This window comes from Albimonas sp. (genome assembly GCF_055129145.1).
Map to the genome: position 1 here is coordinate 1 of NZ_JBSRTQ010000056.1, position 24177 is coordinate 24177.

At 71.5% G+C, this 24177-nt stretch carries 16 protein-coding genes and 1 pseudogene; 11 read left to right on the forward strand and 6 right to left on the reverse strand.

Features of this window, described 5'->3' with window-relative positions:
* The 3 genes and pseudogenes from ACTB72_RS10650 to crtA form a co-directional block, all read right to left on the reverse strand.
* Nucleotides 1-661 (reverse strand): annotated as a pseudogene (locus ACTB72_RS10650) (magnesium chelatase subunit D); the annotation flags it as partial.
* Entirely contained in the window at nt 658-1662 is a 1005-nt protein-coding gene (gene bchI / locus ACTB72_RS10655; RefSeq protein ID WP_463036976.1) for a magnesium chelatase ATPase subunit I, read from the reverse strand. The pseudogene ACTB72_RS10650 and the gene bchI, both read right to left, overlap by 4 nt.
* Nucleotides 1659-2393: a spheroidene monooxygenase gene (gene crtA, locus ACTB72_RS10660; protein WP_463036990.1), complete on the reverse strand. Its 735-nt coding sequence runs from the start codon at nt 2391-2393 to the stop codon at nt 1659-1661. The genes bchI and crtA overlap by 4 nt, the downstream gene beginning before the upstream one ends.
* Before the next feature lie 294 nt (nt 2394-2687).
* Between crtA and crtI the strand changes: the two genes are divergently transcribed.
* The 3 genes from crtI (at nt 2688) to ACTB72_RS10675 (ending at nt 5798) form a co-directional block, all read left to right on the forward strand.
* The gene (crtI, locus tag ACTB72_RS10665) at nt 2688-4214 is read left to right on the forward strand and encodes a phytoene desaturase family protein (RefSeq protein ID WP_463036991.1); all 1527 of its coding nucleotides are present in this window, start codon (nt 2688-2690) and stop codon (nt 4212-4214) included.
* Nucleotides 4202-5278, forward strand: coding sequence for a phytoene/squalene synthase family protein (locus ACTB72_RS10670; protein WP_463036977.1), 1077 nt, complete (start codon nt 4202-4204; stop codon nt 5276-5278). The genes crtI and ACTB72_RS10670 overlap by 13 nt, the downstream gene beginning before the upstream one ends.
* A 91-nt stretch (nt 5279-5369) precedes the next feature.
* Entirely contained in the window at nt 5370-5798 is a 429-nt protein-coding gene (locus tag ACTB72_RS10675) for a c-type cytochrome (protein WP_463036978.1), read from the forward strand.
* Between the two features lie 75 nt (nt 5799-5873).
* Here ACTB72_RS10675 and ACTB72_RS10680 read toward each other — a convergent pair whose 3' ends face one another.
* Entirely contained in the window at nt 5874-7181 is a 1308-nt protein-coding gene (locus ACTB72_RS10680) for a DUF3422 family protein (protein ID WP_463036979.1), read from the reverse strand.
* A gap of 510 nt (nt 7182-7691) precedes the next feature.
* Between ACTB72_RS10680 and ACTB72_RS10685 the strand changes: the two genes are divergently transcribed.
* The 7 genes from ACTB72_RS10685 (at nt 7692) to ACTB72_RS10715 (ending at nt 15638) form a co-directional block, all read left to right on the forward strand.
* Nucleotides 7692-8480: a tellurite resistance TerB family protein gene (locus tag ACTB72_RS10685; protein ID WP_463036980.1), complete on the forward strand. Its 789-nt coding sequence runs from the start codon at nt 7692-7694 to the stop codon at nt 8478-8480.
* A 537-nt stretch (nt 8481-9017) separates the two neighbouring features.
* Nucleotides 9018-10082: a glycosyltransferase family protein gene (locus tag ACTB72_RS10690; protein ID WP_463036981.1), complete on the forward strand. Its 1065-nt coding sequence runs from the start codon at nt 9018-9020 to the stop codon at nt 10080-10082.
* 25 nt (nt 10083-10107) lie between these two features.
* Entirely contained in the window at nt 10108-12177 is a 2070-nt protein-coding gene (locus tag ACTB72_RS10695; RefSeq protein ID WP_463036982.1) for a catalase, read from the forward strand.
* Complete coding sequence (locus tag ACTB72_RS10700) at nt 12174-13220, forward strand: glycosyltransferase family 2 protein (RefSeq protein WP_463036983.1); 1047 nt, start codon at nt 12174-12176, stop codon at nt 13218-13220. The genes ACTB72_RS10695 and ACTB72_RS10700 overlap by 4 nt, the downstream gene beginning before the upstream one ends.
* Nucleotides 13217-14311: an acyl-CoA dehydrogenase gene (locus ACTB72_RS10705; RefSeq protein ID WP_463036984.1), complete on the forward strand. Its 1095-nt coding sequence runs from the start codon at nt 13217-13219 to the stop codon at nt 14309-14311. The genes ACTB72_RS10700 and ACTB72_RS10705 overlap by 4 nt, the downstream gene beginning before the upstream one ends.
* Entirely contained in the window at nt 14308-15033 is a 726-nt protein-coding gene (locus ACTB72_RS10710) for a PIG-L deacetylase family protein (RefSeq protein WP_463036985.1), read from the forward strand. The genes ACTB72_RS10705 and ACTB72_RS10710 overlap by 4 nt, the downstream gene beginning before the upstream one ends.
* A complete protein-coding gene (locus ACTB72_RS10715) occupies nt 15030-15638 on the forward strand; it encodes a class I SAM-dependent DNA methyltransferase (protein ID WP_463036986.1) in 609 nt (202 codons plus the stop codon). Before ACTB72_RS10710 ends, ACTB72_RS10715 begins: the two co-directional genes overlap by 4 nt.
* Here ACTB72_RS10715 and ACTB72_RS10720 read toward each other — a convergent pair.
* Together ACTB72_RS10720 and ACTB72_RS10725 are read right to left on the reverse strand one after the other, a co-directional pair.
* Nucleotides 15602-16330 (reverse strand): Crp/Fnr family transcriptional regulator, encoded by a 729-nt coding sequence (locus ACTB72_RS10720; protein WP_463036987.1) that lies wholly within the window; start codon nt 16328-16330, stop codon nt 15602-15604. The two genes, ACTB72_RS10715 and ACTB72_RS10720, sit on opposite strands and share 37 nt — an antisense overlap.
* Before the next feature lie 268 nt (nt 16331-16598).
* Entirely contained in the window at nt 16599-17510 is a 912-nt protein-coding gene (locus tag ACTB72_RS10725) for a LysR family transcriptional regulator (RefSeq protein ID WP_463036988.1), read from the reverse strand.
* Nucleotides 17511-17906: 396 nt separating this feature from the next.
* Between ACTB72_RS10725 and ACTB72_RS10730 the strand changes: the two genes are divergently transcribed.
* Nucleotides 17907-23639, forward strand: coding sequence for a cadherin-like domain-containing protein (locus ACTB72_RS10730; protein WP_463036989.1), 5733 nt, complete (start codon nt 17907-17909; stop codon nt 23637-23639).
* The last annotated feature ends 538 nt before the right edge of the window (nt 23640-24177 follow it).

Below are 24177 nucleotides of genomic sequence, written 5' to 3' on the forward strand. Positions count from 1 at the left end.
CGAAAAGCGGCCCGCGCAGGGACGGATCGCCATAGGCGGCCGAAGCGCCGGTCAGCGCCTCGACCAGGTCCGCATCCTCGGTCGCCGCCCCCAGCCGACCGCGCGCGGCGGCGATGCCGGCGAGATCGAGTCCGCCGGCCACGGCCTCGCGATGCGACAGGAAGTCGAGCCGCAGGCGCAGCGCCAGCCGTTCCATCAGGGCGTGGGGCGGCGCCTCGTCCTCCTCCGCCGCCTCGTCGAGCGCGATCACCAGCACCGGGCGCCCGGCGTCGAGCGCGGCGGCGAGCGGGGCGACCAGCGCCACCTGCAAGCGTTCCGCCATCGGCAGCACCAGGGTCAGCGGGGCGTCGCTTTCCAGCAGCCCTTTGCGGAGCCGGGGCGCCCCGGCCTGCAATGTGGCGGACAGGTCGAGCCCCCCCGTCAACCGCTCCGGATCGGCCTGGGGGGGCAGGCGCAGCCAGCGCCGTTCCGGCGTCAGCCGGCGCAATTCGTCGAGCCAGCGTTCGCGCACCGGCCCCGCTCCCGCGCGCAGCACCGCGCCGCCGAGGCCGGCCGGGTCCACCGCCAGCAGGCCGAGCGCGCTCAGCGCATCCTCCCAGGCGGGCACGGCGGCGCGGGGCGGGTCGGCGCGGGGTTCGCCCGGGGGCGGCATGCCGGTCATGCGGGCACCGTCTCCTCGATCCCGCGCTTCACCCGCGCCGCCGACCCGGTTTCGTCCAGCGGATCGCGCCGCAGCCGGTGGCCCAGCGTTTCGGGGGCCATGGCGCGCAGATGGGCGCGCGCGACCGTTTCGGCCCCCTCATAGGCCGCGAGCGCCCGGGCTGCGCGCATCAGCGCGAGCTCCCCCCGCAACCCGTCGGCGCCGAGCGCGAGGCAGAGGCGGGCGACGTCCTCCAGCGTCTCGTCGGGCATCACCACCGTCGCCAGACGCTCGCGCGCTTCCAGAATCCGGGCCCGAAGCGCCGCGTCCGCGTCGCGCCAGTCGGCGCAGAAGCCGTCGCGGTCGCGCTCATAGGCGTCGCGGCGCCGGATCACCAGCACCCGGTCGGCGAGCACGGTCGGGGAGGCGATCTCCACCGCCAGCCCGAACCGGTCGAGCAGCTGCGGGCGCAGCTCGCCTTCCTCCGGGTTGCCGGACCCGACCAGCACGAAGCGCGCGGGGTGGCGCACGGACAGCCCGTCCCGCTCGACCACGTTCTCGCCCGAAGCGGCGACGTCGAGCAGCAGGTCCACCAGGTGATCCTCCAGCAGGTTCACCTCGTCGATATAGAGGAAGCCGCGATGGGCGCGCGCGAGCAGCCCCGGCTCGAACGCCTTCTCGCCGCGGCTGAGCGCGCGCTCGATGTCGAGCGCGCCGGCGACCCGGTCCTCGGTCGCGCCGAGCGGCAGGTCGATGACCGGGGTCGGGCGTTCCTTCATCTCCCGCGGGGCGTCGCCGCAGGACAGGCAGCCGCCCTTGCCGTCGCAGTTGAAGGCGCAGCCCTCGGGCGCGAGGATCGGGGGGAGGAGGGCGGCGAGCGCGCGCACCGCGGTTGACTTGCCGGTGCCCCGGTCGCCGAGCGCGAGAACCCCGCCCAGCGTCGGGTCGACCGCGGAGAGGACCAGGGCGCGTTTCATCGCCTCCTGGCCGACGATGGCCGAGAACGGGAACGGTTGGCTCATGCGGCCTCTCCTTGCTGAGGGTTCGCGACGGGGGCGAGGGGGTCGCGCCCTTCCCAGGATCCGGCGCGGCCGATCACGGCGAAACGGGCGTAGAGCTCTTCGGCGAACCAGCCATGCTTGCGGGCGGCGGCGATGGCCGCGGCATGAGGGCCGGCGCGCGCGAAACGGTCCATCGCGGCGCCGTCCGGCCAGATGGAGAAGGTGACCTGCTGCAGCCAAGGCACTTCGCCGAGGCCGATCTTGAGCAGCACGTCCGGGTTGGCCCCGATGGCCCCGCTGATCGCGGGCTCCCGGCCCCAGAAGCGCAGCATGCTCCGCGGGCGCAGGGTGGCTCGGGTCAGGGCGGCGATGGGGGGGGCGCCCGGTTCGATGGGGTATGCGTCCGCGCCGGGTTCGAAGGGGGCGGCGCCCGACCAGCGGCCGCGGCGCGACAGGGGGGCGAGGTAGAGGTGGAAGGTCTCGTCCGCACGGGCGTCCCAGGCGGCGAAGGGGCGCTCGCCTTCGGTTGCCGCGCGGGCGTGCGCGGCGTCGGGCCATTCGGCCAGAATCGCCCAGACCGCGGTGTTGGGGCGGGGGGTGAACCCCTCGCCCACGCCCGAGCCCATGAGCTTGCGAAAGCCGATCCCGGGCGTGCGCGCCAGCGTCCGGCGCGCGAGACCCATCTGCGCGAACACCCAGGCGCGGGCGGCGAGGGGGCCGAACCGGAACAGGCTGAGGCTGGTGACTGTGATCGCTCCGCTCCCTCCCGACCGCGCTTCGCGACCCTCCGGCTTGCGGAGTTCACGTCGCGCGGGGCCCGAAAAAAACCCGACTTGAGGCTTAGTGTCAGGCGCTCGAAGGCAATTGTAAATCAAAATAGACACTGCTAGCTTTCCCGGATGTCAGACCCTGAAGACATCGCCGAAGCGGCCGTCCCCGACCCTCAACCGGTCTCAGGGCCATGTGAAACCGAGCCTCGCACGGGGCCGCGCGAGCCCGCGCCAGCAGAGTCAGGCCCCGGGAAAACCGAGACCCCGAAACCCGCCCTGAAAAGAACCCAGCCCAAGGCCAACGCGCCGAAGGCGGTGGTGATCGGCGCGGGATTCGGCGGGCTCGCCGCCGCGATCCGGCTCGCCGCCAAGGGCTACCGGGTCGAGGTGCTCGACAAGCTCGATGCGCCGGGCGGGCGGGCCACCTCGCTGGAGATGGAGGGCCACCGCTTCGACCTCGGCCCCACCATCGTCACCGCGCCGAGCCTGCTGCGCGAGCTGTGGGAGATCGGCGGCGGCAAGCTGGAGGACGATGTCGAGCTGGTCGCGCTCGACCCATTCTATTCGATCCGCTTCGGCGACGGCACGTTCTACCAGGCCCATGCCGGGCACGACGCCGCGCGCGCCGAGGTCGAGAAGATGTTCCCCGGCGACGTCGCGGGCTGGGAGACCTTCGTCGCCGAAAGCCGGGATCGCTGCGAGATCGGCTTCGACGTGCTCGGCCGCAAGCCGATGAACAAGCTCTCCGAACTGGTCGCCGCCCTGCCGCGCTTCGCGGCCCTGCGTGCTGATCGCTCAGTCTACGACATGGTGGCGAGCCGGGTGAAGGACGAACGGCTGCGCATGGCGCTCAGCTTCCACCCGCTGTTCATCGGCGGCGATCCGTTCAACGTCACCTCGATGTATGCGCTGGTCACGCATCTGGAACGCTCGCAGGGCGTGCATTACGCGATGGGCGGGGCCGGGGCGCTGGCCAAGGCCATGGCCGCGCTGGCGGAACGTCGCGGGGTGGTCTTCCGCCATAATGTCGAGGCCGAGACGATCACCACCAAGGACGGCCGCGCCACCGGCGTGATCTCCACCAGCGGCCACGGCTTCGCCGCCGATCTGGTGGTGTCGAACGCCGATCCGGGCCACACCTATGACAAGCTGCTGAGCCGCCGCGCCAAAAAGCGCTGGACGCCGCGGCGGCTTCGCAAGGCCCGCTGGTCCATGGGCCTGTTCCTTTGGCATTTCGGGACGCGCGACAGCCGCGAGCTGTGGCCCGAGACCGGCCATCACACCATCCTCAGCGCCCGGCGCTACAAGCATCTGGTGCGCGACATCTTCATCGACGGGACGCTGGCGCCCGAGATGAGCATCTATCTGCATCGCCCCTCGGTCACCGATCCCGGCTGCGCGCCGGAGGGGGGGGACAGCTTCTACGCGCTGTCGCCCGTCCCCAATCTGACCTTCGAGAACGGGACCGACTGGGCCGCTTTCGGCGAGGAATACCGTCAGGCGGTGCAGGGCCGGCTCGAGGCCACCGTGCTGCCGGGCCTGGGCGAGCGGGTCGCCGCCAGCCACGTGATGACCCCCTTCGACTTCCGCGACCGCTACAACGCGCCTTACGGCTCTGGCTTCTCGTTGGAGCCGCGGCTGCTGCAGAGCGCCTGGTTCCGCCCGCACTGCGTGTCGGAGGAGGCGCGCGGCCTCTACCTCGTCGGCGGCGGCACCCATCCCGGCGCCGGGATCCCCGGCGTGCTGGCCGGGGCCGAGGCGCTCGATTCCTGCATACCGGAGGCGGCCGAATGGCGGGGTTGAGCGGATCGGGGGGACGCTTCGCGCCGGATCCGGCGGATATGGAGGCCTGCCGGGCCGCGATCCGCACCGGCTCCTATTCCTTCCACGCCGCCTCGAAACTGCTCCCCGCCGCGGTGCGCGATCCGTCGCTGGCGCTTTACGGTTTCTGCCGGCAGGCCGACGACGCGGTGGACCTGGCCGAGGGGGGGCAGGCGCACAAGGCCGCCTCCGTCGCGCGGCTGCGCGCGCGGCTGGCGCGGGTCTATGGCGGCGGTCCGCTCGACGTCCCCGCCGACCGCGCCTTCGCCGAGGCGGTCCGCGCCTTCGACATGCCCCGCGCGCTGCCCGAGGCGCTGATCGAGGGGCTGGAATGGGATGCCGAGGGCCGGCGATGCGCCACGATGTCTGAGCTGCGAGCCTATGCGGCGCGGGTCGCGGGATCGGTCGGGGCGATGATGACGGTGCTGATGGGCGTGCGCGACGCCGATGCGCTGGCGCGGGCCTGCGACCTCGGCGTCGCGATGCAGCTGACCAACATCGCCCGCGACGTGGCCGAGGACGCCGCCGCGGGCCGGCTCTACCTGCCGCTCGACCTGCTGCGCGCCGCGGGCGCGGACCCCGAGCGCTTCCTCGCCGCCCCCTCGCCCGACCCTGCGGTGCTGGCGGTGCGCGAGGCGCTGCTTGTCGAGGCCGATCAGCTCTACGCCCGGGCCGAATCCGGCATCGCCGGTCTGCCGCGCCGCTGCCGCCCGGGGATCTGGGCCGCGCGTCACATCTACGCGGAGATCGGGGTTCAGGTGCGCAGGCTGGGCCCCGACGGTTTTCATTTGCGCGCGCGCACCACGTCCGCGCGCAAGGCCGCGCTGGCGCTGCGCGCCGCGGGCAGCGCCGCGGCCCAGCTCTTCGCGCCCAAAAGCGCCCGGCTGCACGCCGCCCCGCTGCCCGAGACGGCCTATCTCGTCGCCGCCGCCGCGCATCCGGCGCCGCCGCGCGCCGACCAGGCCCGGCGGCTGCTCGAGATCTTTTTCGAGCTCGAGCGGCGCGACCGTTCGGGTCAGGAGGACATCGCCGCTGCGGCGAGATGACGGCGGCGCTGGACGCAGGTCCGAAACACGATATCTGGATGGGTGAGGCCGCGGCAGTTTCGCGACCGCCTAGCAAGGGAGGAAGAACAGCATGAAGACGTTTTTCGCCATAGCGATGGTGACATCGGCGATCGCCGCGGGTCCGGCGCTGGCTCAGGACGCCGCCGCGGGAGAGAAGATCTTTCTGAAGTGCCGCGCGTGCCATGAGATCGTCGCGCCCGACGGCACGGTGATCCAGCGCGGCGGCAAGGTCGGGCCGAACCTCTACGGCGTGATCGGCCGCCAGGCCGGATCGTACGAGGACTACCGCGGCTACAGCCCGTCGATGAAAGAAGCCGGCGAAAAAGGCATGGTCTGGGACGAGGAGCACTTCGTGGCCTATGTCCAGGACCCCACCGCCTATCTGCGCGACTATCTCGACGACAAGTCGGCTCGGGGCAAGATGACCTTCAAGCTCACCAGCGACATGGAAGACATCTACGCCTATCTCGTCAGCGTCGATCCGAACGGGGCGGAGTGAGCGACCGCGGCGGCCCGGCGGCCTTCGGCGCGCCGGACCGCCGCAGGGCTTCGATCCGACCACCGGCATCCGGCGTCAGGGGCGCCCCGCCTCGGCGTCCCGGCGGACCCGGCGCAGGATGCCCCAGGCCAGCAGCACCACGACCGGCGTCGCGATCGCCATCAGCTCGCCCTGCGACAGGCCCGCCAGTTCGGTCAGCGGCTTGATCACATAGCCTGCCAATCCCACCGCATAATAGCTGATCGCCACCACCGACAGCCCCTCCACCGTGCGTTGCAGGCGCAGCTGCAGGTCGGCGCGGCGGTTCATGCTTTCCAGCAGCGCCTTGTTCTGCACATTGATCGACACATCGACCCGCGTGCGCAGCAGATCCGCGATCCGCGCCGCGCGCTGGGAGATCTGCTCGAGCCGCCGCTCCGCCGCCCGGCTGGTGCGCATGGCGGGGTCATAGCGGCGCTGCATGAATTCGCCGATGGTCTGACGCTCTTGCAGCCGCACTTCGCGCAGCGCCGCGATCCGCTCCTGGACGATGGCCTCGTAGGCCCGCCCGGCGCCGAAGCGGAAGGCGCTGTCGGCGCCCATGCGCTCCACCTCCGCCGAGCGGCGGGTGAGGGAATCGAGCGTGGTCGGGGCGGTGTCCGCCTCCTCCGCCACGCCCCGGGCCAGTTCCGCCAGCTCCCGGTCCAGCTCCGACGCGCGGCGGATCACCATGCGCGAGATCGGCAGAGCCAGCATCGACATGGCGCGGTAGGTCTCGATTTCCAGCAGGCGTTGCACCAGCCGGCCGAGCCTGCGCGCGCCGGCGCCGGGTTCGACCAGCACCGCCATGCGGGTGAAGCCGGATTCGTCGATGCGGAAGTCGCTGGCCACCGTGGCTTGACCGTCGAGCACCCGGCTCGCCGCCAGCTCCTCGCGCGCGAAATGACGCTGGAGCGGGCCGCCAAGCCGCGCGTCGGCGTCCTCGGGCCCGTCGACGGACTCGATGCGCGCAAGCACGGCCGAAACCACGGTCCCCGGCATCGCCGTCAGCCAGTCGGCCGGGAAGGCGCGCATGGCGCCGGTGTCGAACGGGGTTTCGGGCAGGCCGGGCAGGAACAGGGTGTAGGTGGCGAATTCGGTATGCCGCTCCCATTTCAGCATGCCGCGGCCGAGGCTGCAGATGTGATGGTCGGCGCCCGGCGCGGGGTGGGCCGCGCCGTGGCGGTCGAGCAGGTCGCGCAGATGCTTGCGCGCCGTTTCCGGGTCCACGTCGGCGGCGTCGCCGCTGGGCTTGATGGCCAGGTGCACCGCCTCTCCGGGCGCCTCGACCTGCGGGAACGGCCGGGCGTGCAACTCGAGCGCGAGCGCGAGGCGGTCTTCATGCTGGGACGGCAATAGGCTCATGTCGCGGCTCCGGCCCCGGCGCGCCGTCCTCGCGGCCGGGAGGGCTCGGGGCGGGCGTAAGCGTCAAGACATCATGACGTCAGTTCGATGTGACAATCAAGGGCGGCGGATGCGGCCGGCGCCTGAAGGGCAGGGGACCGGGGGCGCGGCCCCGGAACCCGCTTCCGCCCGGATCGCCCCGAAGGGCGCGAAAATCCGCTTCGCAGCACGGAAATTCCCGGGCCGATCCTCATCCCCCAGGGGGCTACCCGCCCGAGCTTCGGTCTTGCGCCAGCTCCGCCAGGGCTTGCACGGCGCTTCCGACGCGGCGCTGGCCGGGATCGTCGCCTTGAGCCGCCCCGGTTTCGGCCGTTTCGCGCCGGCCGTCGGCCTCGGCGTCCGATGTCGCGGTCGTCGGCATTCCGGTCCGGGCCCCGCCCGTCCGGTTGGAACCTGGCGGCGGGCGCCTACCTATCTGCCGCGACCATGCAATCAGACCGCCCCGGTGACGGGGGACTCGAAAGGAACGACATGAGCTTCGGCAACATCATCGGCGGGCTTCTGCAGAAGGGCCTCTCGGGCCAGACCCACGACCGTCTCCGCTCCGGCGTCGGCGAAGCGGAGAAGGGCGGCGGCGCGGACCGCATCCTCGGCTCGCTGCTGGGCGGAGGCGGGTCCGGCGCGTCGGTGGGCGGGTCCTCCGGGGGGTTGATGGACAAGGCCCGCGACTTTCTGGGTCAGGAGCAGATCGGCGGCATGAGCGGCGCGAAGGTCGGCGGCCTCGGCGCGCTGGCCGGCGCGCTTCTCGGCGGCGGGCTCGGGGGGGCCGCCAAGGGCGGCGCGATGGCGGTGCTGGGGGCGGTGGCGCTGAAGGCCTGGCGCGAACATCAGGCGGGCGCCGCGACAGGCGACCCCGCCGTCTCCGCCGAGCCGGACGCCGCGGAGGCGCGCGCGCTCACCGAACCGCGGACCGAGCGGCTGGTGCTGCTGGCGATGATCGGCGCGGCGCAGGTCGACGGCCATGTGGACGAGCGCGAGCTCGACGCCATTCTCGGCCAGATGTCCGAGGGCGAGGTCACCGAGGCGGAGCGCGATGCGGTGCGTCAGGCGGTGCGCCGGCCGGTCGACGTGACCGAGATCGGGCGCGAGGTCACCCGTCCGGAAGTCGCGACGGAGATCTATCTCGGCGCGCTGCTGGCGGTGGAGCTGGATACGCCGGCGGAGCGCGCCTATTTCCGTGACCTTGCCGAGGCCCTGAAGCTCGCCCCCGGCGTGGTCGCGCGGCTGCACCGGATGACCGGGACGCCCGAAGCGGCCTGACCTGGCGCCGAGCGCGGGGGGCGCGCGGACGCGCCCCCCGCGCTCGGCGAAATTCTTGTCAGGCCCAACGCTCCGGATGCCGACCGCCGCACGCGTCTCGTGCAGCGCGGCGGCGTCCACGCTTGACGCGCGCGGCAGTCCCGACGCGGGGGCGTCCGGTCGGCAGCTGCGTGCAGAGCGTTGTCCGGAAAGGACGATCCCGTCGGTTCCCAGGTCGCGCGCCGCGGCCGTCGCGAGACGCGAAGGCGTCGTCGTGGCGCGGAAGATGAGGCGGGCGCGGTCTGAAACGCCCGCCCGCGAGGCGCATCCTCGGGCGAGGAGTGGTTAACATTTATCAAGAAGACTTCGCCAGGCGACACCCCATCTTGCTGCGCAGAGGTCGAACCCAGTCGGGACGGACCTGAGTTCGGGCGGGAGGCATTCGGGAATGCGCGCGTCGGAAATTCGTTGCGTTCGCCGTGACGCCGGGGCGATCCGCCCGGCCCGCGCGCCTGCGCGGACCCGGCCTGTCGTCAGCCCCGTCGCCGGGCGGATCGCATGAGACGCGGGCTCGTCTTCGTCGATCCGCTGACCCCCGATGCCTATGGCGCCGGGGTCGCGGGGCTTCACGGCGCAGAGACGGCGCTGACGCGGCTGAGCGAGGCGTTGGTCCGCGAGCGGGACGTCACCGTTCGCCGAAGCGCCCGCGCCGAGGCGCCGCAGGTGGCGTTGGGCGTGCGCTATGTCCGCTTCGATCCGGACGCGCGCCTGACCGTCGCCTCGCCCGACATCGTGGTGCTCAATTCCTGGAAGGTCGCGCTGCGGCAGCGCAGGCTGCATCCCGACAGCCGCGTCACGCTGTGGCTGCATGTGTTCCCGGGCCGGCACAACCGGGCGATGGGGCCGGCGCTGCAGGCGGCGGGGGTCGAGGTGGTCTGCGTCTCGGCCGCCCAGGCCCGCTGGCTTCGCGCCTTCCTCGGCGAGGCGGCGCCCGCGATCTCGCATATCCCCAATCCGATCGACGATGCGCTGGCGCCTGATGCGACGCCGCGCGATCCCAATCTGCTGCTGTTCGCGGGCGACCCGCGCATCGGGCTCGACCAGGTCGTCCGACGTTTCGCCGCGCTGCGCGTCCGTTGGCCGGACCTGCGCCTCGCCGTCGCGGATCCGGTCGGGCAGGGCTGGCCGGCGGTTCCGGGCGTGGCCGGGCTGCGTCGGCTCGGGCGGCTCGATCACGCCGGTCTCATCGGCTGGATGCGCCGGGCGCTCTGCCTCTTCCACCCCCAGGACCGCGGCGCGGAGACGTTCGACCTTGCGGTGGCCGAGGCCAATGCCGTCGGCTGCCCGGCGCTGCTGCAGCGTGGCCTCGGCGCCAATGACGAGGTGGCCTCGACCGCCGATCAGTGCATCGACGCCGCCGATCCCGACGCCATCGCCCGGTTCATCGACGCCCGGCGCAGCCTCGCGCCCGCCCCGGCCGTCGCCGCGCGCCCCGAATTCCGACTGTCGGCCGTCGCCGGCCGTTGGTCGGAGCGGTTCCGGTTCGAGTCGCCCCGCCGCCCCTCGAAAGCCTGCGTGCCAGCCGCCCGACAGGCCTTCGTCACCGCCGCGCACAGCGGCTGACGCCCCTCTTTCGAAAGGACATCCCATGGCCGATTCCTCCAAGGACGCGGCGCCGATGCGACCCGCCCAGGGCGGCGAGACGCACCAGACCGCCGGCGGCCCGCACGAGACGATGACCACCCAGGTCGGCATGCCGATCTCCGACGACCAGAACAGCCTCAAGATCGGCGACCGCGGCCCGCATCTGATCGAGGATCAGGTGTTTCGCGAGAAGATCTTCCATTTCGACCATGAGCGGATCCCCGAGCGGGTGGTCCACGCCCGCGGCTACGGCGCCCATGGCGTGTTCGAACTGACCGACCCGATCCCGGAACTGAGCCGCGCCGACCTCTTCCAGCGCAAGGGCGAGAAGACCGAGGTTTTCACGCGCTTCTCCACCGTCGCCGGCGCCGCGGGCTCGCCCGATCTCGCGCGCGACGTGCGGGGCTTCGCGGTGAAGTTCTACACGCAGGAGGGCAACTGGGATCTCGTCGGCAACAACATCCCGGTGTTCTTCATCCAGGACGCGATGAAGTTCCCCGACCTGATCCACGCGGCCAAGGCCGAGCCCGACCGCGGCTTTCCGCAGGCCCAGACCGCGCATGACAACTTCTGGGACTTCATCTCGCTGATGCCGGAATCGATGCACATGGTCATGTGGATCATGTCCGACCGCACCATCCCGCGGAGCTTCCGCTTCATGGAGGGCTTCGGCGTCCACACCTTCCGGCTGGTGAGCGCGGAGGGGAAATCGTCCTTCGTGAAGTTCCATTGGAAGCCCCGCCAGGGCGTGCAGTCGGTGCTGTGGGACGAGGCGGTGAAGATCAACGGCGCCGATCCCGACTTCCATCGCCGCGACCTGTGGGACGCCATCGGCAAGGGCGATTTCCCGCAATGGGACCTCGGCGTGCAGGTGTTCGACGATGACTTCGCCGACAGCTTCCCCTTCGACGTGCTCGACGCCACCAAGCTGATCCCCGAGGAACTGGTCCCGGTCCGCATCATCGGCACGATGACGCTCGACCGCGTGGTCGACAACTTCTTCGCCGAGACCGAGCAGGTCGCCTTCCAGACCGGCAACATCGTGCCCGGCATCGACCATTCCAACGACCCGCTGCTTCAGGGGCGCAACTTCTCCTATCTCGACACGCAGCTGAAGCGGCTGGGCGGGCCGAACTTCAACCACATCCCGGTCAACGCCCCGCGCTGCCCGTTCTCGCATCTCCAGCAGGACGGCCACATGGCGATGCGCAACCCGCGGGGCCGGGCGAATTACGAGCCCAACAGCCACGGCCTCGGGCCCCGTGAGGATCCCGAGCGCGGGTTCCGGTCGTTCGAGGCGGAGGAGACCGGGGCCAAGCGGCGGGTCCGGGCGGCGAGCTTCGCCGACCATTACAGCCAGGCCCGCCAGTTCTACGCGAGCCAGACGAAGATCGAGCAGGCCCATATCGCCGACGCGCTGGTGTTCGAGCTGAGCAAGGTCGAGGCCGTCGCGATCCGCGAGCGGATGGTCGCGCATCTGCCCAACATCGACCCGGACCTCGCCGCAAAGGTGGCCGAGGGGCTGGGGCTGGAGGATATGCCCGAGGCCGCGACGCCCGCGGCGCCGGTGATCGACGTCGCGCCTTCGCCCGCGCTCAGCATCCTCGGCAATCCGCCCGAGAGCTTCGCGGGGCGCAAGCTCGGCGTGGTGCTGACCGACGGCCTCGACGCGACCCTTTTCGATGCGGTGAAGGCGGCGGCGGAAGCGGCCGGCGCGACGGTGGAGGTGATCGCGATGGCGGTGGGCGGCGTGCGCTCCAGTCGCGGGCGGAAGATCGAGGCCGACGAGAAGATCGATGGCGCGCCCTCGGTGCTTTACGACGCCGTCGCGGTGATCGCGGGCGCGGAGGGGGCGGAAACCCTCGCGGGGATGCATGGCGCGCGGAGCTTCCTCGCCGACGCCCATGCCCATGGCAAGTTCATCGCGCTGTCGCCGGATGCGGCGGCGAGTTTCTGGCCCGCGGCGGTCGCCGATCCTGCCGATGCGGGCGTGTTCACGCTGGGCGACGACGCCGCCGCCCGGGCCTTCGTCACGGCCTGCGCCGGCGTCCGGTTCTGGGAGCGGATATCATGACGACAAGCCCCGAACCTGGCGTCTCGCGCCAGGATCATGGCGACGCGACGCCCTGGCAGGTGGCCATCGTCGCGCCGGCCCGCGACGAGGCGGAGCGGATCGAGGCCTGCCTCGACGCCGCGGCGGTCGCGTTGCGCGGCCGGGGCGGGATCGTGGTCGCGGTCAACGGCGCCTCGGACGCGACCCGGGCGCGGGCGGAGGCGTGGTTCCGCGCCGGCCGCGCGCCGGGCGTGCTGATCGACGAACCCGCGCCGCCATCGCCTTCCGGCGTCGGCCGGGCCCGGCGGCTCGGCGTCGAGGCCTGCGCGGATCGTCTCGCCCCGGGCGCGGCGGTGATGACCTCCGACGCCGACAGCCGCGTCGCCCCCGACTGGGTCGACGCCAATCTGGCCGAGCTGGCGCGCGCGGACCTGATCTGCGGGACCATCCTGCTCGATCCCGCCGAAAGCGCCGACTTGCCGGAGGTTATGGAGGCGCGCGGCGCGCTCGAGGCTCGGTACGTGGCGCTCACCCTCGCGGTGCGCCGGGCGCTGGACCCGCTGCCGCATGACCCCGCGCCGACGCATATGTATCCGGGCGGTGCCAGCCTCGCCTTCCGCATGGCGCTTTACGAAGATGTCGGCGGCTTCCCCGATCTCGCCATGCGCGAGGATCGCTTCTTCGTCGAGACCGCGGAGGCGCGCGACTGGCGCATCCGGCATTCCGACGCGGCGCGGGTCTGGACCTCGTGCCGGCTCGACGGGCGCACCTCCGGCGGCCTCGCGGGGATGCTGCGCGCGCGGATCGCCGACGAGGATCCGCTGGTCGACGAGCTGCTGGCCCCGGCTGCGGAGACGGTGTTCATGGCGCGGCTGAAAGGCGCCCTGCGCCGCGAATGGGCGGACCGGCCTGGCTTCGGCGCCGCCTGGGCGCGCATTCGGCTTGAGACGCGGCAATTGCAGCCGGCGCGGATGCGGCTGTCGGATCTGGGGCGCGAGCTGCCCAAGCTCGCCGCCGCGGTCTGGGCTTTCGGGTCGGTTTCCGCGCAGGAGCGCGTGCGATGACCGTCGCGCATCGTCTGAGGGTCGTGCCCATGTCCGAGGCCTCCGCGCTTCACACCATCGCGGCCCGCGCCGGCCAGGTCGACGCGGGCGCCGGGCGCGGCGACCTCGCGCCTGACATCGCGCTGCTGGCCTCGACGGGCATCCTCGCCCGCCTGACGGACCAGGACGCCGACCCGTGCGAGCAGGCGACGCTTCTGCGGCGCATCGGGCGGGCCAACCTGTCGGTGGGTCGTCTGGCGGAGGGGCACATGAACGCCCTGCGTCTGGTCACGCTCTACGCCGGATCGGCGCAGCGCGACCGTCATGTCGCGATGGCGGCTCGCGGGGTGGTCTACGGGGTGTGGGGGGCGGACGGCGATCCGCCGCTCGGCATCACCTCGATCCTCGACGACCGGGTGCGTCTGTCGGGCGGCAAGCGCTACGCCTCCGGTCTCGGCGTGGTCGGCTGGGCGGTGGCCTCCATCGCCACGGCGCGCGGCGCGCAGCTGGTGCTCGCCCCCGCCGACGAGCCGGCGCGCGCCGATGCGTCGGGCTGGAACACCTCCGGCATGCGCGCCACCGCGTCGGGCGTCTACGATTTCGACGGGGTGGAGGCCGAGACCCTGGGCCGGCCCGGGGACTATGAGCGCGAACCGCATTTCCAGGGCGGCGTCTGGCGCTATGCCGCAGTGCAGGTCGGCGGGCTCGAGGCGCTGGCCGAAGCGGTCCGCGCCGCCGTCGCGGCCCAGGGCGCGGCGGCGCGCGAGCCGCAGGCGCACCGGGTGGCGCGCATGGCGATCCTCGCCCATTCCGCGCGGCTGATGGTCGAGGATGCGGCCCGGCAGGTGGCGGAACCTGACGCAGGCCCCGAAGCGGTCGCGCTCAGCCTCGCCGCGCGCGAAGCGGTGGAGGCCGCGTGCCTGGAGGGGATGGCGATCGCCGACCGCGCGCTCGGCGCGAGGTCCTTCGAGGTGGGCGCGCCGGCGGAGCGGATCCGCCGCGATCTGGGGTTCTTCCTGCGGCAGGCGGATCTCGACGGGAAGCTCGCCCAGGTGGGGCGCACGATGTGCGAGGCGGACCTGCCCGTCGGCGAGATCTGGGGGTCGGCGTGATCGACTTCACCTGCGTGATGGATGCGGCGGCCACCGCGCCGGTCATCTCGCTGGCCGAGCTGACCGGGGCGGGCGACATCCTGGTGCTCGCGCCCCATCCCGACGACGAGTCGCTCGCCATGGGCGGCGCCATCCTCGCCGCGGCGCGATCCGGCCGGCGGGTGGCGGTGGCCATCGTCACCGACGGCGCCCGCTCGCATCCCAATTCGCCCAGCCATCCCGGACCCGTGCTCGCCGCCCTGCGCCGGCGGGAGGTCGAGCGGGCGGTGGAGATCCTCACCGAAGGCCGGACCACGCCGATCTGGCTCGGCTATCCCGATCTCGACGCCCCCGACGACGCGACCGCCTTCGCGCTGATCGAGGACCGGCTGGAAACCGTGCTGCATCGCGCCACCGCGATCTGGACCACCTGGGACGGCGACCCGCATCCCGACCACCAGCGGGTGTTCCGGCTGGCCCGGCACCTGGCGTCGCGCGCACCGGGCCGGCGGCTTTTCGCCTGCCCGGTCTGGGGGCGGGTGCAGACGCCGGTCGCGGGCGCCAGCCTTCGCGGGATGCGGCGGTTCGAGACGGCGGGTTTCCAGGCGGCCAAGCGCCGGGCGGTCGCCGCTCATGTCTCGCAGATGACCGACCTGATCGACGACGACCCCGCGGGGTTCCGGATGCAACCGGAGCTCGCCGCGCATTTCGTGACCTCGGACGAGATCTTCATTCCCGCATGACACATGACGCCGACTGGTTCGACAGCCTCTACCGCAGTCAGGGCGACCCCTGGCGCTATGAGACCAGCGCCTACGAGGCCCGCAAATACGCCCGCAGCCTGTCGCTGCTGCGCCGCAAGCGCCATGGCCGCGCGCTGGAGATCGGTTGCGCCATCGGGGTGATGAGCGGGCTGATCGCGGCGCGCTGCGACAGCCTGCTCGGCCTCGACTTCGCCCCCGCCGCGGTGGAGACCGCGCGGGCCCGCGGCATCGCCAACGCCCGGTTCGAGGTCGGCGCGGCGCCCGAGGACTGGCCCGCCGGCGCCTGGGACCTGATCGTGCTGTCGGAAGTGCTCTATTACCTCGATCCGCCGCAGATCGACCAGCTGGCGAAGCTGGTCGCGCGCGACCTCGCGCCCGGCGGGGATTGTCTGGTGGTCACGTATTCCGGCGAGACCGAGACCCCCCTCACCGGGCCCGAGGCCGGGCGACGGTTCCTGTCGGCGCTCCGCGCGGCGCGGCCCCGCCATGTGACCGCCGTGCAGCGCGAAGAGACCTGGATCGCCACGGCGTTCGGCTGTCGGGCCGTTCAGGGGGCGCCGGGCGTCCAGGGCAGGAACAGGTAGTCCGGATCGAAATCGCCGATCTTGGTCAGCCCGTCGCGGTCCAGAACCGTCGCGTGACCGTCGCGCAGGCTGAACAGGCCTGCGTCGCGCAGGTCCCTCAGCACCCGGTTCACGTGCACCGGCGACAGGCCGCAGAACTCCGCGAGATCCGCCTGGGTGAGCGTCAGCGGAAACGCCGTGCCGTCGGAGCGCCCGCAGAGCTTCATCCGCAGGTCCATCTCGCACAGGAAGTTCGCCACCCGCGCCATCGCCCGCAGGCGCCCCAGGCGGAAGGTCCAGTGACGATGGATCGAGGCGTCGATCATGGTCAGCGCCCAGAGCGCCCGCGCGTATTCGGCGCTGTCGTCCATGATCGCCTGGATCGCCGCATGCGGGAACAGGGCGACGCGCACATGGCTCAACGAGACCACGTCATGGTCCAGCCGGCCGAGCGGCATCGCATGCAGATCGACGAAATCGCCGGGCAGCTGCAGCGACACCAACAGCCGGGCGCCGGCGCTGTTGGCCTTCTGGCGGACCATCAGCCCGTCGAGCAGCAGCACGCTCTCGGTCACGGGGGCCCCGGCATGGGTCATGGTCGCCCGGGGATCGAGCGTTTTCACTTCGCGGCAGCAGGCGATGAGCCGATCCCAGAGCGGTTCCGGGATCCTGCCGACCATGCCGATCCGGTCCTGGCGGGCAAGTTGCGACATGTTGCGGACTCCGGTCGAAAGAGGGGGCGTCCGATATCGCGATATCGGCGGCCGCCGGCAAGTGTCGGCGCGTGGCCTTGGTCGAGATCCGGCGTTTCCAGGAGCGGTTCAGGGTTTCTTCACAGAGTTCCAGGATCAGGTCCATCGTTCATTTTAAATTTATATTTGCGGTGAGGCCGCGGCCGCGCGGCGCGGGCGGGCTCCGCGCGGCGCGCTCCGCCGTCGGGCTGCGCGACGGCGTCCCTGGGGCGGCGGGCTGCGCCGCGCCTTATTCGGCGGGTTCGGCGACCGCCGCGGGTCCCGCGCGAAGCCGTCCGGAAAAGGCCGCGCCGGCGCAGGCCAGAAAGTCTGCGATCACCGGCAGCCGGCGGCGGTCGTCCATGCAGATCACGTATTCGTCGATCCCCAGCGCCGCATCGGCCAGCGGCACGTAGCGCAGGCGCGAGTCGAAGCCGAATTCCAGATCCGCCGTCACCCCCGCCCCGAAGCCCGCGGCGACCGCCTCGCGCACGCCTTCGCGGGTCGAGACCTCCAGCACCGGGCCGAGCGTGGTGGAGGCGGCGCGCAGGTTCTGCTCGAAGACGGCGCGGGTGCGCGAGCCGCGCTCGCGCAGCACGAAGGGCAGGCCCTCCAGCTCCGCCAGCATCAGCGCCTCGCGCGCGGCGGCGGGATGGCTCGCGGGCAGCATCACCCCCAGCTTCATCGCGGCGAGCGGGCGGACATGCAGCCGGTCGTCGCGCGGCAGCTGGGCGGTGATGCCCACATCGGCGCGGTATTCCAGCAGCGCGTCGATGACCTCGTCGGAGTTTTTGACCGCCAGGGTGAAGGACAGGCCCGGCCGCATCGCCTGCAGACGGCGCAGGATCGGCAGCCCGTGGACCACGCCGTCGGCGACCAGCCTGAGCCGCCCGCCCTCGGCGCGGGGCAGCTTGAGCAGGGCCGCGGCCTCGGCGAAGGCGGCGAAGAGGCGCGAGGTGACCTTGTAGAGCGCCGCGCCGTCCGGGGTCAGGGCCACGCCGCGGGGCTTTCGTTCGAAAAGCGCTATGCCCGACGCCGTCTCCAGCTGCCGGACCTGGCCGGAAAGAGTGGACTGGCTGACCGACATTTCGCGCGCGGCCTGGGTGTAGCCGCCGGCCGCGGCGACGAAATGAAAGGCGCGCAGCTGGGTGAGGGTCGTCATGGCGGCGCTCCATCCTCCGCGCCGACGTCGCCGGCCCGCGGCGGGCGCGGCGCCCCGGGCCGGAGGCTTTATAGAGCCCGATCCGCGCTGCGCCGCCGTGACGGATCGGCGCCGGGGGGGCGCTTGACGCAGCGCTCTCCACGGCGGGCCCGAGTCGCGGCGACGCCCCGCCGCAGGTCGGCGCCGGTTCGTTCCCGGCCCGCGCCCCCGGGGCCGCCGGGGCGCCGAGCCGGGCCAAGCGGCGGACGCCGCATCGCTATCGGTCCAGCCGATACCGCCCATTGGCATTAGGCATGGGCGATCTTCATCTGATTTCAAGAACTTGTCACACGCCGTCGCTAGCCGTTCCGCCATGTCCTCCGCGCCGCTTCCGGCGCAAATCAGGGAGCTAAGGCTGTGGCCGACGTCGCCAACCCCATTCACGATTTCCTCGCCGTGCGCGGGTCCGAAGACCGCGAGATCGACCTCACGCAGGTGTTCTCCGGCGAGGATCTGACGTTCACGGTCGCGAGTTCCGACCCCTCCGTCGCCGCGGCGACCATCGAGGGCGGCAAGCTGACCCTCGATTTCCTCGAGACCATCGGACATTCCGACATCACGATCACCGCGACCGACGCCTTCGGCGCCACGGTCACCGACTATGTGCGGGTCCGGGTGACCGGCGAGAACGCGTACACGATCGCGGTGCTGCCCGACACGCAGAACTACACCGACCGGGAAGATCTGAACCACGTCTTCGGCGACATGACCCGGTGGCTGGTCGACAACCGCGACGACCTCAACATCAAGTTCGTCACCCATGTCGGCGACGTCACCCAGCACAACACCGCCGAGGAATGGGCCGTCGCCGAAGAGGCGATGCGCATTCTGGACGGCGAAATCCCCTATTCGCTGCTGCCCGGCAACCATGACCAGAGCGTCGGCGGCAAGGCCGACGACCACAGCTCGGTGCATCTGGACGAGCTGTTCTCGCCCGAATCCCAGGCCGCGGTGAACTCCACCTTCGGCGGCGCCTACGACATGGAGCCCGACAGCGCGCGCAACACCTACCATACCTTCGAGGCGCCCGACGGGACCAAGTGGCTGCTGCTGTCGCTGGAATTCGGCGCGCGCGAGGACGTGCTGCGCTGGGCCGGCGACGTGATCGAGGGCCATGCCGACCACCGGGTGATGATCACCAGCCACTCGATCACCAACTTCATGGGCCGGCACGACTCGATGGGCGCGCCGCTGTTCGGCGAGGGGACCGGCTACGACTACGGCATGGGCGCCGAGCTTTCCAACGCCACCGACGGCGAGACCATGTGGCGGGTGCTGGCCGACCGTTATCCCAACGTGGCGATGACCTTCTCGGGCCATATCTTCGGCGACGGCGCCGAGACGGTGACCAGCTACAACCAGTATGGCCAGCCGGTCTATCAGATGCTGGTCAACTATCAGGACGGCGTGTCGGAGGAGATCACCGGCAACGGCGACGCCTCGCAGGGCGGGCGGGGCGGCAACGGCGCGATCCGGCTGATCACCATCGACCCTGAGTCCGGCGCCATCCACACCTCCACCTATTTCACCGAGTTCGACGACTATCTCGACGGCGGGCGCGAGGACGGCGAGCTCGCCGGCCGCTACATGGAGCATGAGGAGCTGATCACCGGCGTCGACCTGGGCCCGGTCGGGACCGCGACCATCGCCATGGCCGGCGACGACATGACCGTGACCGCCGAGGCGGGGGAGGAGACCGCGACCGTCTCGCTCGACGCCACCCATTCGATCCTGCCCGAGAACGGCACGTTCATGGTCCGCTGGCTCGACGCCGACGGCAATGTGGTGGCCGAGGGCGCGATGCCCGATGTCGAGCTCGGCATCGGCATGCACCGCCTGACGCTGGAGCTGACCGACGAGGCGGGGGACGTGGCGCGCGACGAGATCCTGGTGCGCGTCGCCGGCGACCGGACGCTCTTCGTCGAGGACTTCAACGACGGCGACGCGGTCGGCTGGACCTCGGTCCGGGCGCTGCTCGCGCAGTCGACCCGCTTCTTCACCGCCTCCGAGGCGGGGCTGCCGGCGCTGCCGGGCGGCGAGGCCGACGTGATGACCATGCCGGGGCTGGAAGGCACGCAAGGCTATCTGGTCACGCCGGGCTTCGAGGCGACGGGCGGCGGCGACTTCACCTCCTACACCCTGATGATGGACATCCTGGTCGAGGATGGCGACGTCGACTACTTCTCGTTCTTCCAGAACGATCTGACCAACGAGAACGACGGCGCGATCTTCCTCGAGAACAACGACGACGGCACCGCCTCGATCGAGATCCTGCGCGGCCGCCACGGGTCGTTCACCTATGACGAATGGCATCGCGTCGCCTTCGCGGTGCAGCAGGTCGATGCCGAGACGGTGTCGCTGACCAAGTATATCGACGGGGTGAAGGTCGGGCAGCAGAACGTCCCGGCCGAGCGTCTGGCCATCGACGGCGACGACGGCTTCATCCTGTTCGCCGACGACAATGGCGAGAGCGGGCGGGCGCATGTCAGCTCGTTGGTGTTTTCGGATCGGGTCTTCGACGAGGACGAGGTCGCGGGCTACGGCGCCGCGTCGGCCGACGCCCCGGCGGTTCCCGATGACGGGCGCACGGTGAGCTTCGATTTCGCCGACAGGTTCGCCCCCAATCTGGGCGACGCCGCGATCACCATCATCGACCCCAAGGCCGACGCGCTGGAGGCGCAGTCCGCCTTCGACACGCCCGAGGCGCTGGGCGTGGCGCCGCTGCCGGGGGGCGACGGCGCCGACGACCAGGCGCTCTACTTCCCCGCCCCCAAGCCGGCGCAGGGCTTCCATGTCGACCCGGCCACCGATGCGGCCGAGCTGAAGACCTATTCTCTGATCATGGACCTGCTGATCCCCTCGGGGCAGGGCAGGTACATGTCGCTCCTGCAGACCGACCTCGCCAACGACTCCGACGGCGACGTGTTCCTGCGCAACAACAACGACGGTTCCAACACCGCCGGACTCGGCGGCGGCGGCTATGACGGCGCCTACGCCTACGACCAGTGGGCCCGCATCGCCCTGGTGGTCGAGGAGCAGGCCGACGGCACGATGACGCTGTCGAAATACATCGACGGCGCGCTCGTCGGCGTGCGGACCGATATCGACGCGGAGCGGTTCACGCTCGACGGCGAGGGGGGCTTCTACCTCTTCGTCGACGAAGACGGCGAGATGAGCAACGCCTACGTGTCCTCCGTGGCGTTCTCCGAAACCGCCTTCGGGGCGGAGGCCATCGCGGCGCTGGGCGGCGCGCAGGCCGGGGGCATCTTCGACGCCGCGCCAGACGACGTGACCACCCAGTTCGACATGTCGGGCGACCTTTCGGCCAGCTTCGGGGACGCCGGCCTCAGCTTCCGCGATGAAAGCGACCGCGGCCTGTGGATGGTCAAGGGCAGCATCCATTCGCGGACCGACGCCGCGGACGGGCTCGAGGCCGGGCAGGGCGCGCTCTACTATTCCTCCGACAACGCCGACAAGACCCTGGTCTGGGACGCGGAGGAGGCGCGGGACTGGTCGGATTACGTCTATGACGTGACGCTCGAATCCCTCGACGACGACGTGATCGGCGCGGTGTTCTATTTCCAGGACGCGGCCAATCACTACCGGGTCACCTTCGACCTCGAGAACAACCGCCGGCAGCTGATCAGGGTCGCGGACGGCGAGGAGACGGTGCTGGCCGAGTCGGTCGGGGGCTACCGTTTCGCCGACAAGCTCGATCTGCGCATCGCGGTCTCGGGCGACGAGATCGTGGTGCTGCTCGACGACCGCGACGTGTTCGGCGGCCCGGTGCGCGATGCCGATCCGCTGACCGGCGGCACGGTGGGCGTGCATGCGTCCAACGAGAAGTCGGCGATCTTCGACGACGTCATGGTCAACCGGATCGCGCTGACGGCTCATGGCGAGGCCGAGGGCCGGGTGATCGCCGAGCCGGGGGCCGACGACGCCTATGTCTCGCTCTCCGCCGCGTCGAGCTTCGGGCCGGATGAGCTGACCGGCTTCCGCTGGCTGCTGGACGGGGAGGAGATCGCGCGCGGCCGCGAGGTCGAGGTGCGTCTGCCGGTCGGGACCCAGGCGGTGGTGCTGGAGGCGACCGACGCCTCGGGCGCGGTGTCACGCGATCATGTGGCGGTCGACGTGGTGTCGGGCGACGCGGTGCTGCTGGCGGACGGCTTCGGCGACGGCGCGATGCAGGGCTGGACCATCGTCGACGAGGGCGACATCGGCGGCCCCTCCGACTGGGTGGTGGAGGATGGCGCGCTGGTCCAGCGCTCCGATATCCATTCGAAACAGATGACCTCCGAAGGCGCGTCGGATCCCGACCCCTGGAAGCAGGGCTGGAGCCCGAAGGGCGACGGCATGCACGCGCTGCGCAAGGGGACCTATGCGCTCTATTCCGCCGAAGAGGCGAAAGAGTGGACCGACTATTCGGTCGAGGTCACCCTCGACACGCCCGACGACGACGGCATGGGCGTGCTCTTCCACTATCAGGACCCGGAGAACTACTACAAATTCGAACTTGATGACGAAGGCGGCCTGTGGAACCTGCGCCGCATGGTCGACGGGTATGAGAAGACCCTCGCCCAGGTCCCGGGAACCTATGAGCAGGACGCCCCGATCCAGTTGCGCGTCGACATCGAGGGCGGGCGCATCCAGGCCTATGTGAACGGCGACGCGGTCTTCGCCTACGCGGTCGAGGATCATGCGCTGGAGCAGGGGACCGTCGCGCTTTATTCCTGGGGCAGCGAGGGCGTGACCTTCGACGACGTGCGGGTGATCTCGCTGGCCGAGACCCCGGCCCAGTCGGCGCCGGTGGCGGTCGATGACGCCGGCTTCTCGGTGGTGGCGGGCGCGCAGCTGATGCTGGATCCGGCGACGCTGCTGGCCAACGACGCCGATGCCGACGGCGACGCAATGCAGATCGTTGCGGTCGGCGCGGCGGTCGGCGGGGTCGTGGCGATGGCCGAGGACGGCACGATCATCTTCGTGCCGAACGCGGACTTCGAGGGGGAAGCGCGGTTCGACTACACCGTCTCCGACGGCCATGGCGGCATCGACGTCGCCACGGTGACCCTGACGGTGGAGCCGAGAGAGGACGGCGGCGAAACGCCCGAGCCGGGCGATGGCGGTGAGACGCCCGAGACCCCGACCGCGCCCAATGCGCTGCCGGACGCCAGGGACGACGCGGGCTTCGTCATCGCCTCCGGCGCGCGGCTGACCATCGCCGCGGCGGCGCTGCTGGCCAACGACGCCGACGCCGACGGCGACGCGCTGAGCCTGGCGATCGTGGGCAATGCGGTCGGCGGCCGGGTCTCGATGACCGACGGCGGCGTCCGCTTCGACGCCGCCGCGGGCTTCGTCGGCGAGGCGAGCTTCGAATACGCCCTGTCCGACGGCATGGGCGGCTTCGACACCGCCCATGTCGCCATCGAGGTCCTCGACATCCCCGGCGGAACCTCGGGCGACGACGTGCTGCACGGGGCGCTCTCGCAGGCCAACATCCTGCGCGGCGGGGCCGGGCGCGACGTGCTCCATGGCGGCGGCGTCGACGACCTGCTGTCGGGGGGAAGCGGCGACGACGCGCTCTACGCCCGCGACGGGGCCGACCGCCTCTCCGGCGGGTCCGGCGACGACCGCCTCTCGGGCGGGCGTCACGACGACCGTCTGTTCGGCGGGGAGGGGAATGACCTGCTGCTGGGCAACACCGGCCGCGACACCCTGCGCGGCGAGGACGGCGACGACTGGCTCAAGGGCGGGCTCGGGTCCGACCGCCTGTTCGGCGGGGCCGGAGACGACCGGCTCGAGGGTGGGCGCGGCGACGACTGGCTGATCGGCGGCGCGGGCGAAGACGTGTTCGTCTTCGGCCCGGATGCCGCGGGCGGCCACGACGTGATCGGCGACTTCACCGTCGGCGAGGACCGGATCGAGCTGACCGGCCTCGGCTTCGCCACTGCCGCGGAAGCGTTCGCCGCCCTGGAGGACACCGACGACGGCGTCCGCCTGACTTTCGGCGACGACGATGCCGGGGGCGAGCTGCTGCTGAAGGGCGTGAGCCTCGACGCCCTCGGTCTCGACGACTTCCTGATCGGCTGAGCCCGATCCCGCCTGCGGCCGTCCTCCGGGACGGCCGCAGGTCCCGTCCGGCGGTCCGCGGCCCGTCCCCTCGCGTGAATCCCGCCCCTTCGCGCCACGTGCGTCCTGCTCCCCCCCTCGCATCTCCCAACGTCGCCCGGCCTGTCGTCACAACGTCATCGTTGGGGGCGAGAGTGGCGACGTCGAACGCGCGCGCCTGCTGCTGGGACTCGTTCCGTCGCCTTGCCGGCCCCTTAGGGGGCGTGGCGGGCAGGGGCGCTCATGGCGAGGCGACCCCGCCAAGACGCGCGCATGGGGCAGGGAAGGGCGGCTTGCAGGCCCTCATCGACCCTGCGCGGACCAGGTTCCGCAGCGCGCGGCCGTCGGGCGACCCCGCCTTGGCCGCCGGTTTCACCTATTTTTCGAAACCCTGAAAAAACCGATTGCCACCCTCCGCGACTCTCCTTATACCCCGCCCTCACAGACGGGGCGGCCGCAGCGGCGGGGCTCTGGACGGGTCGGAAGTTCAGCGAAAGCAAGGACTTGCGGCGGGGCCTGA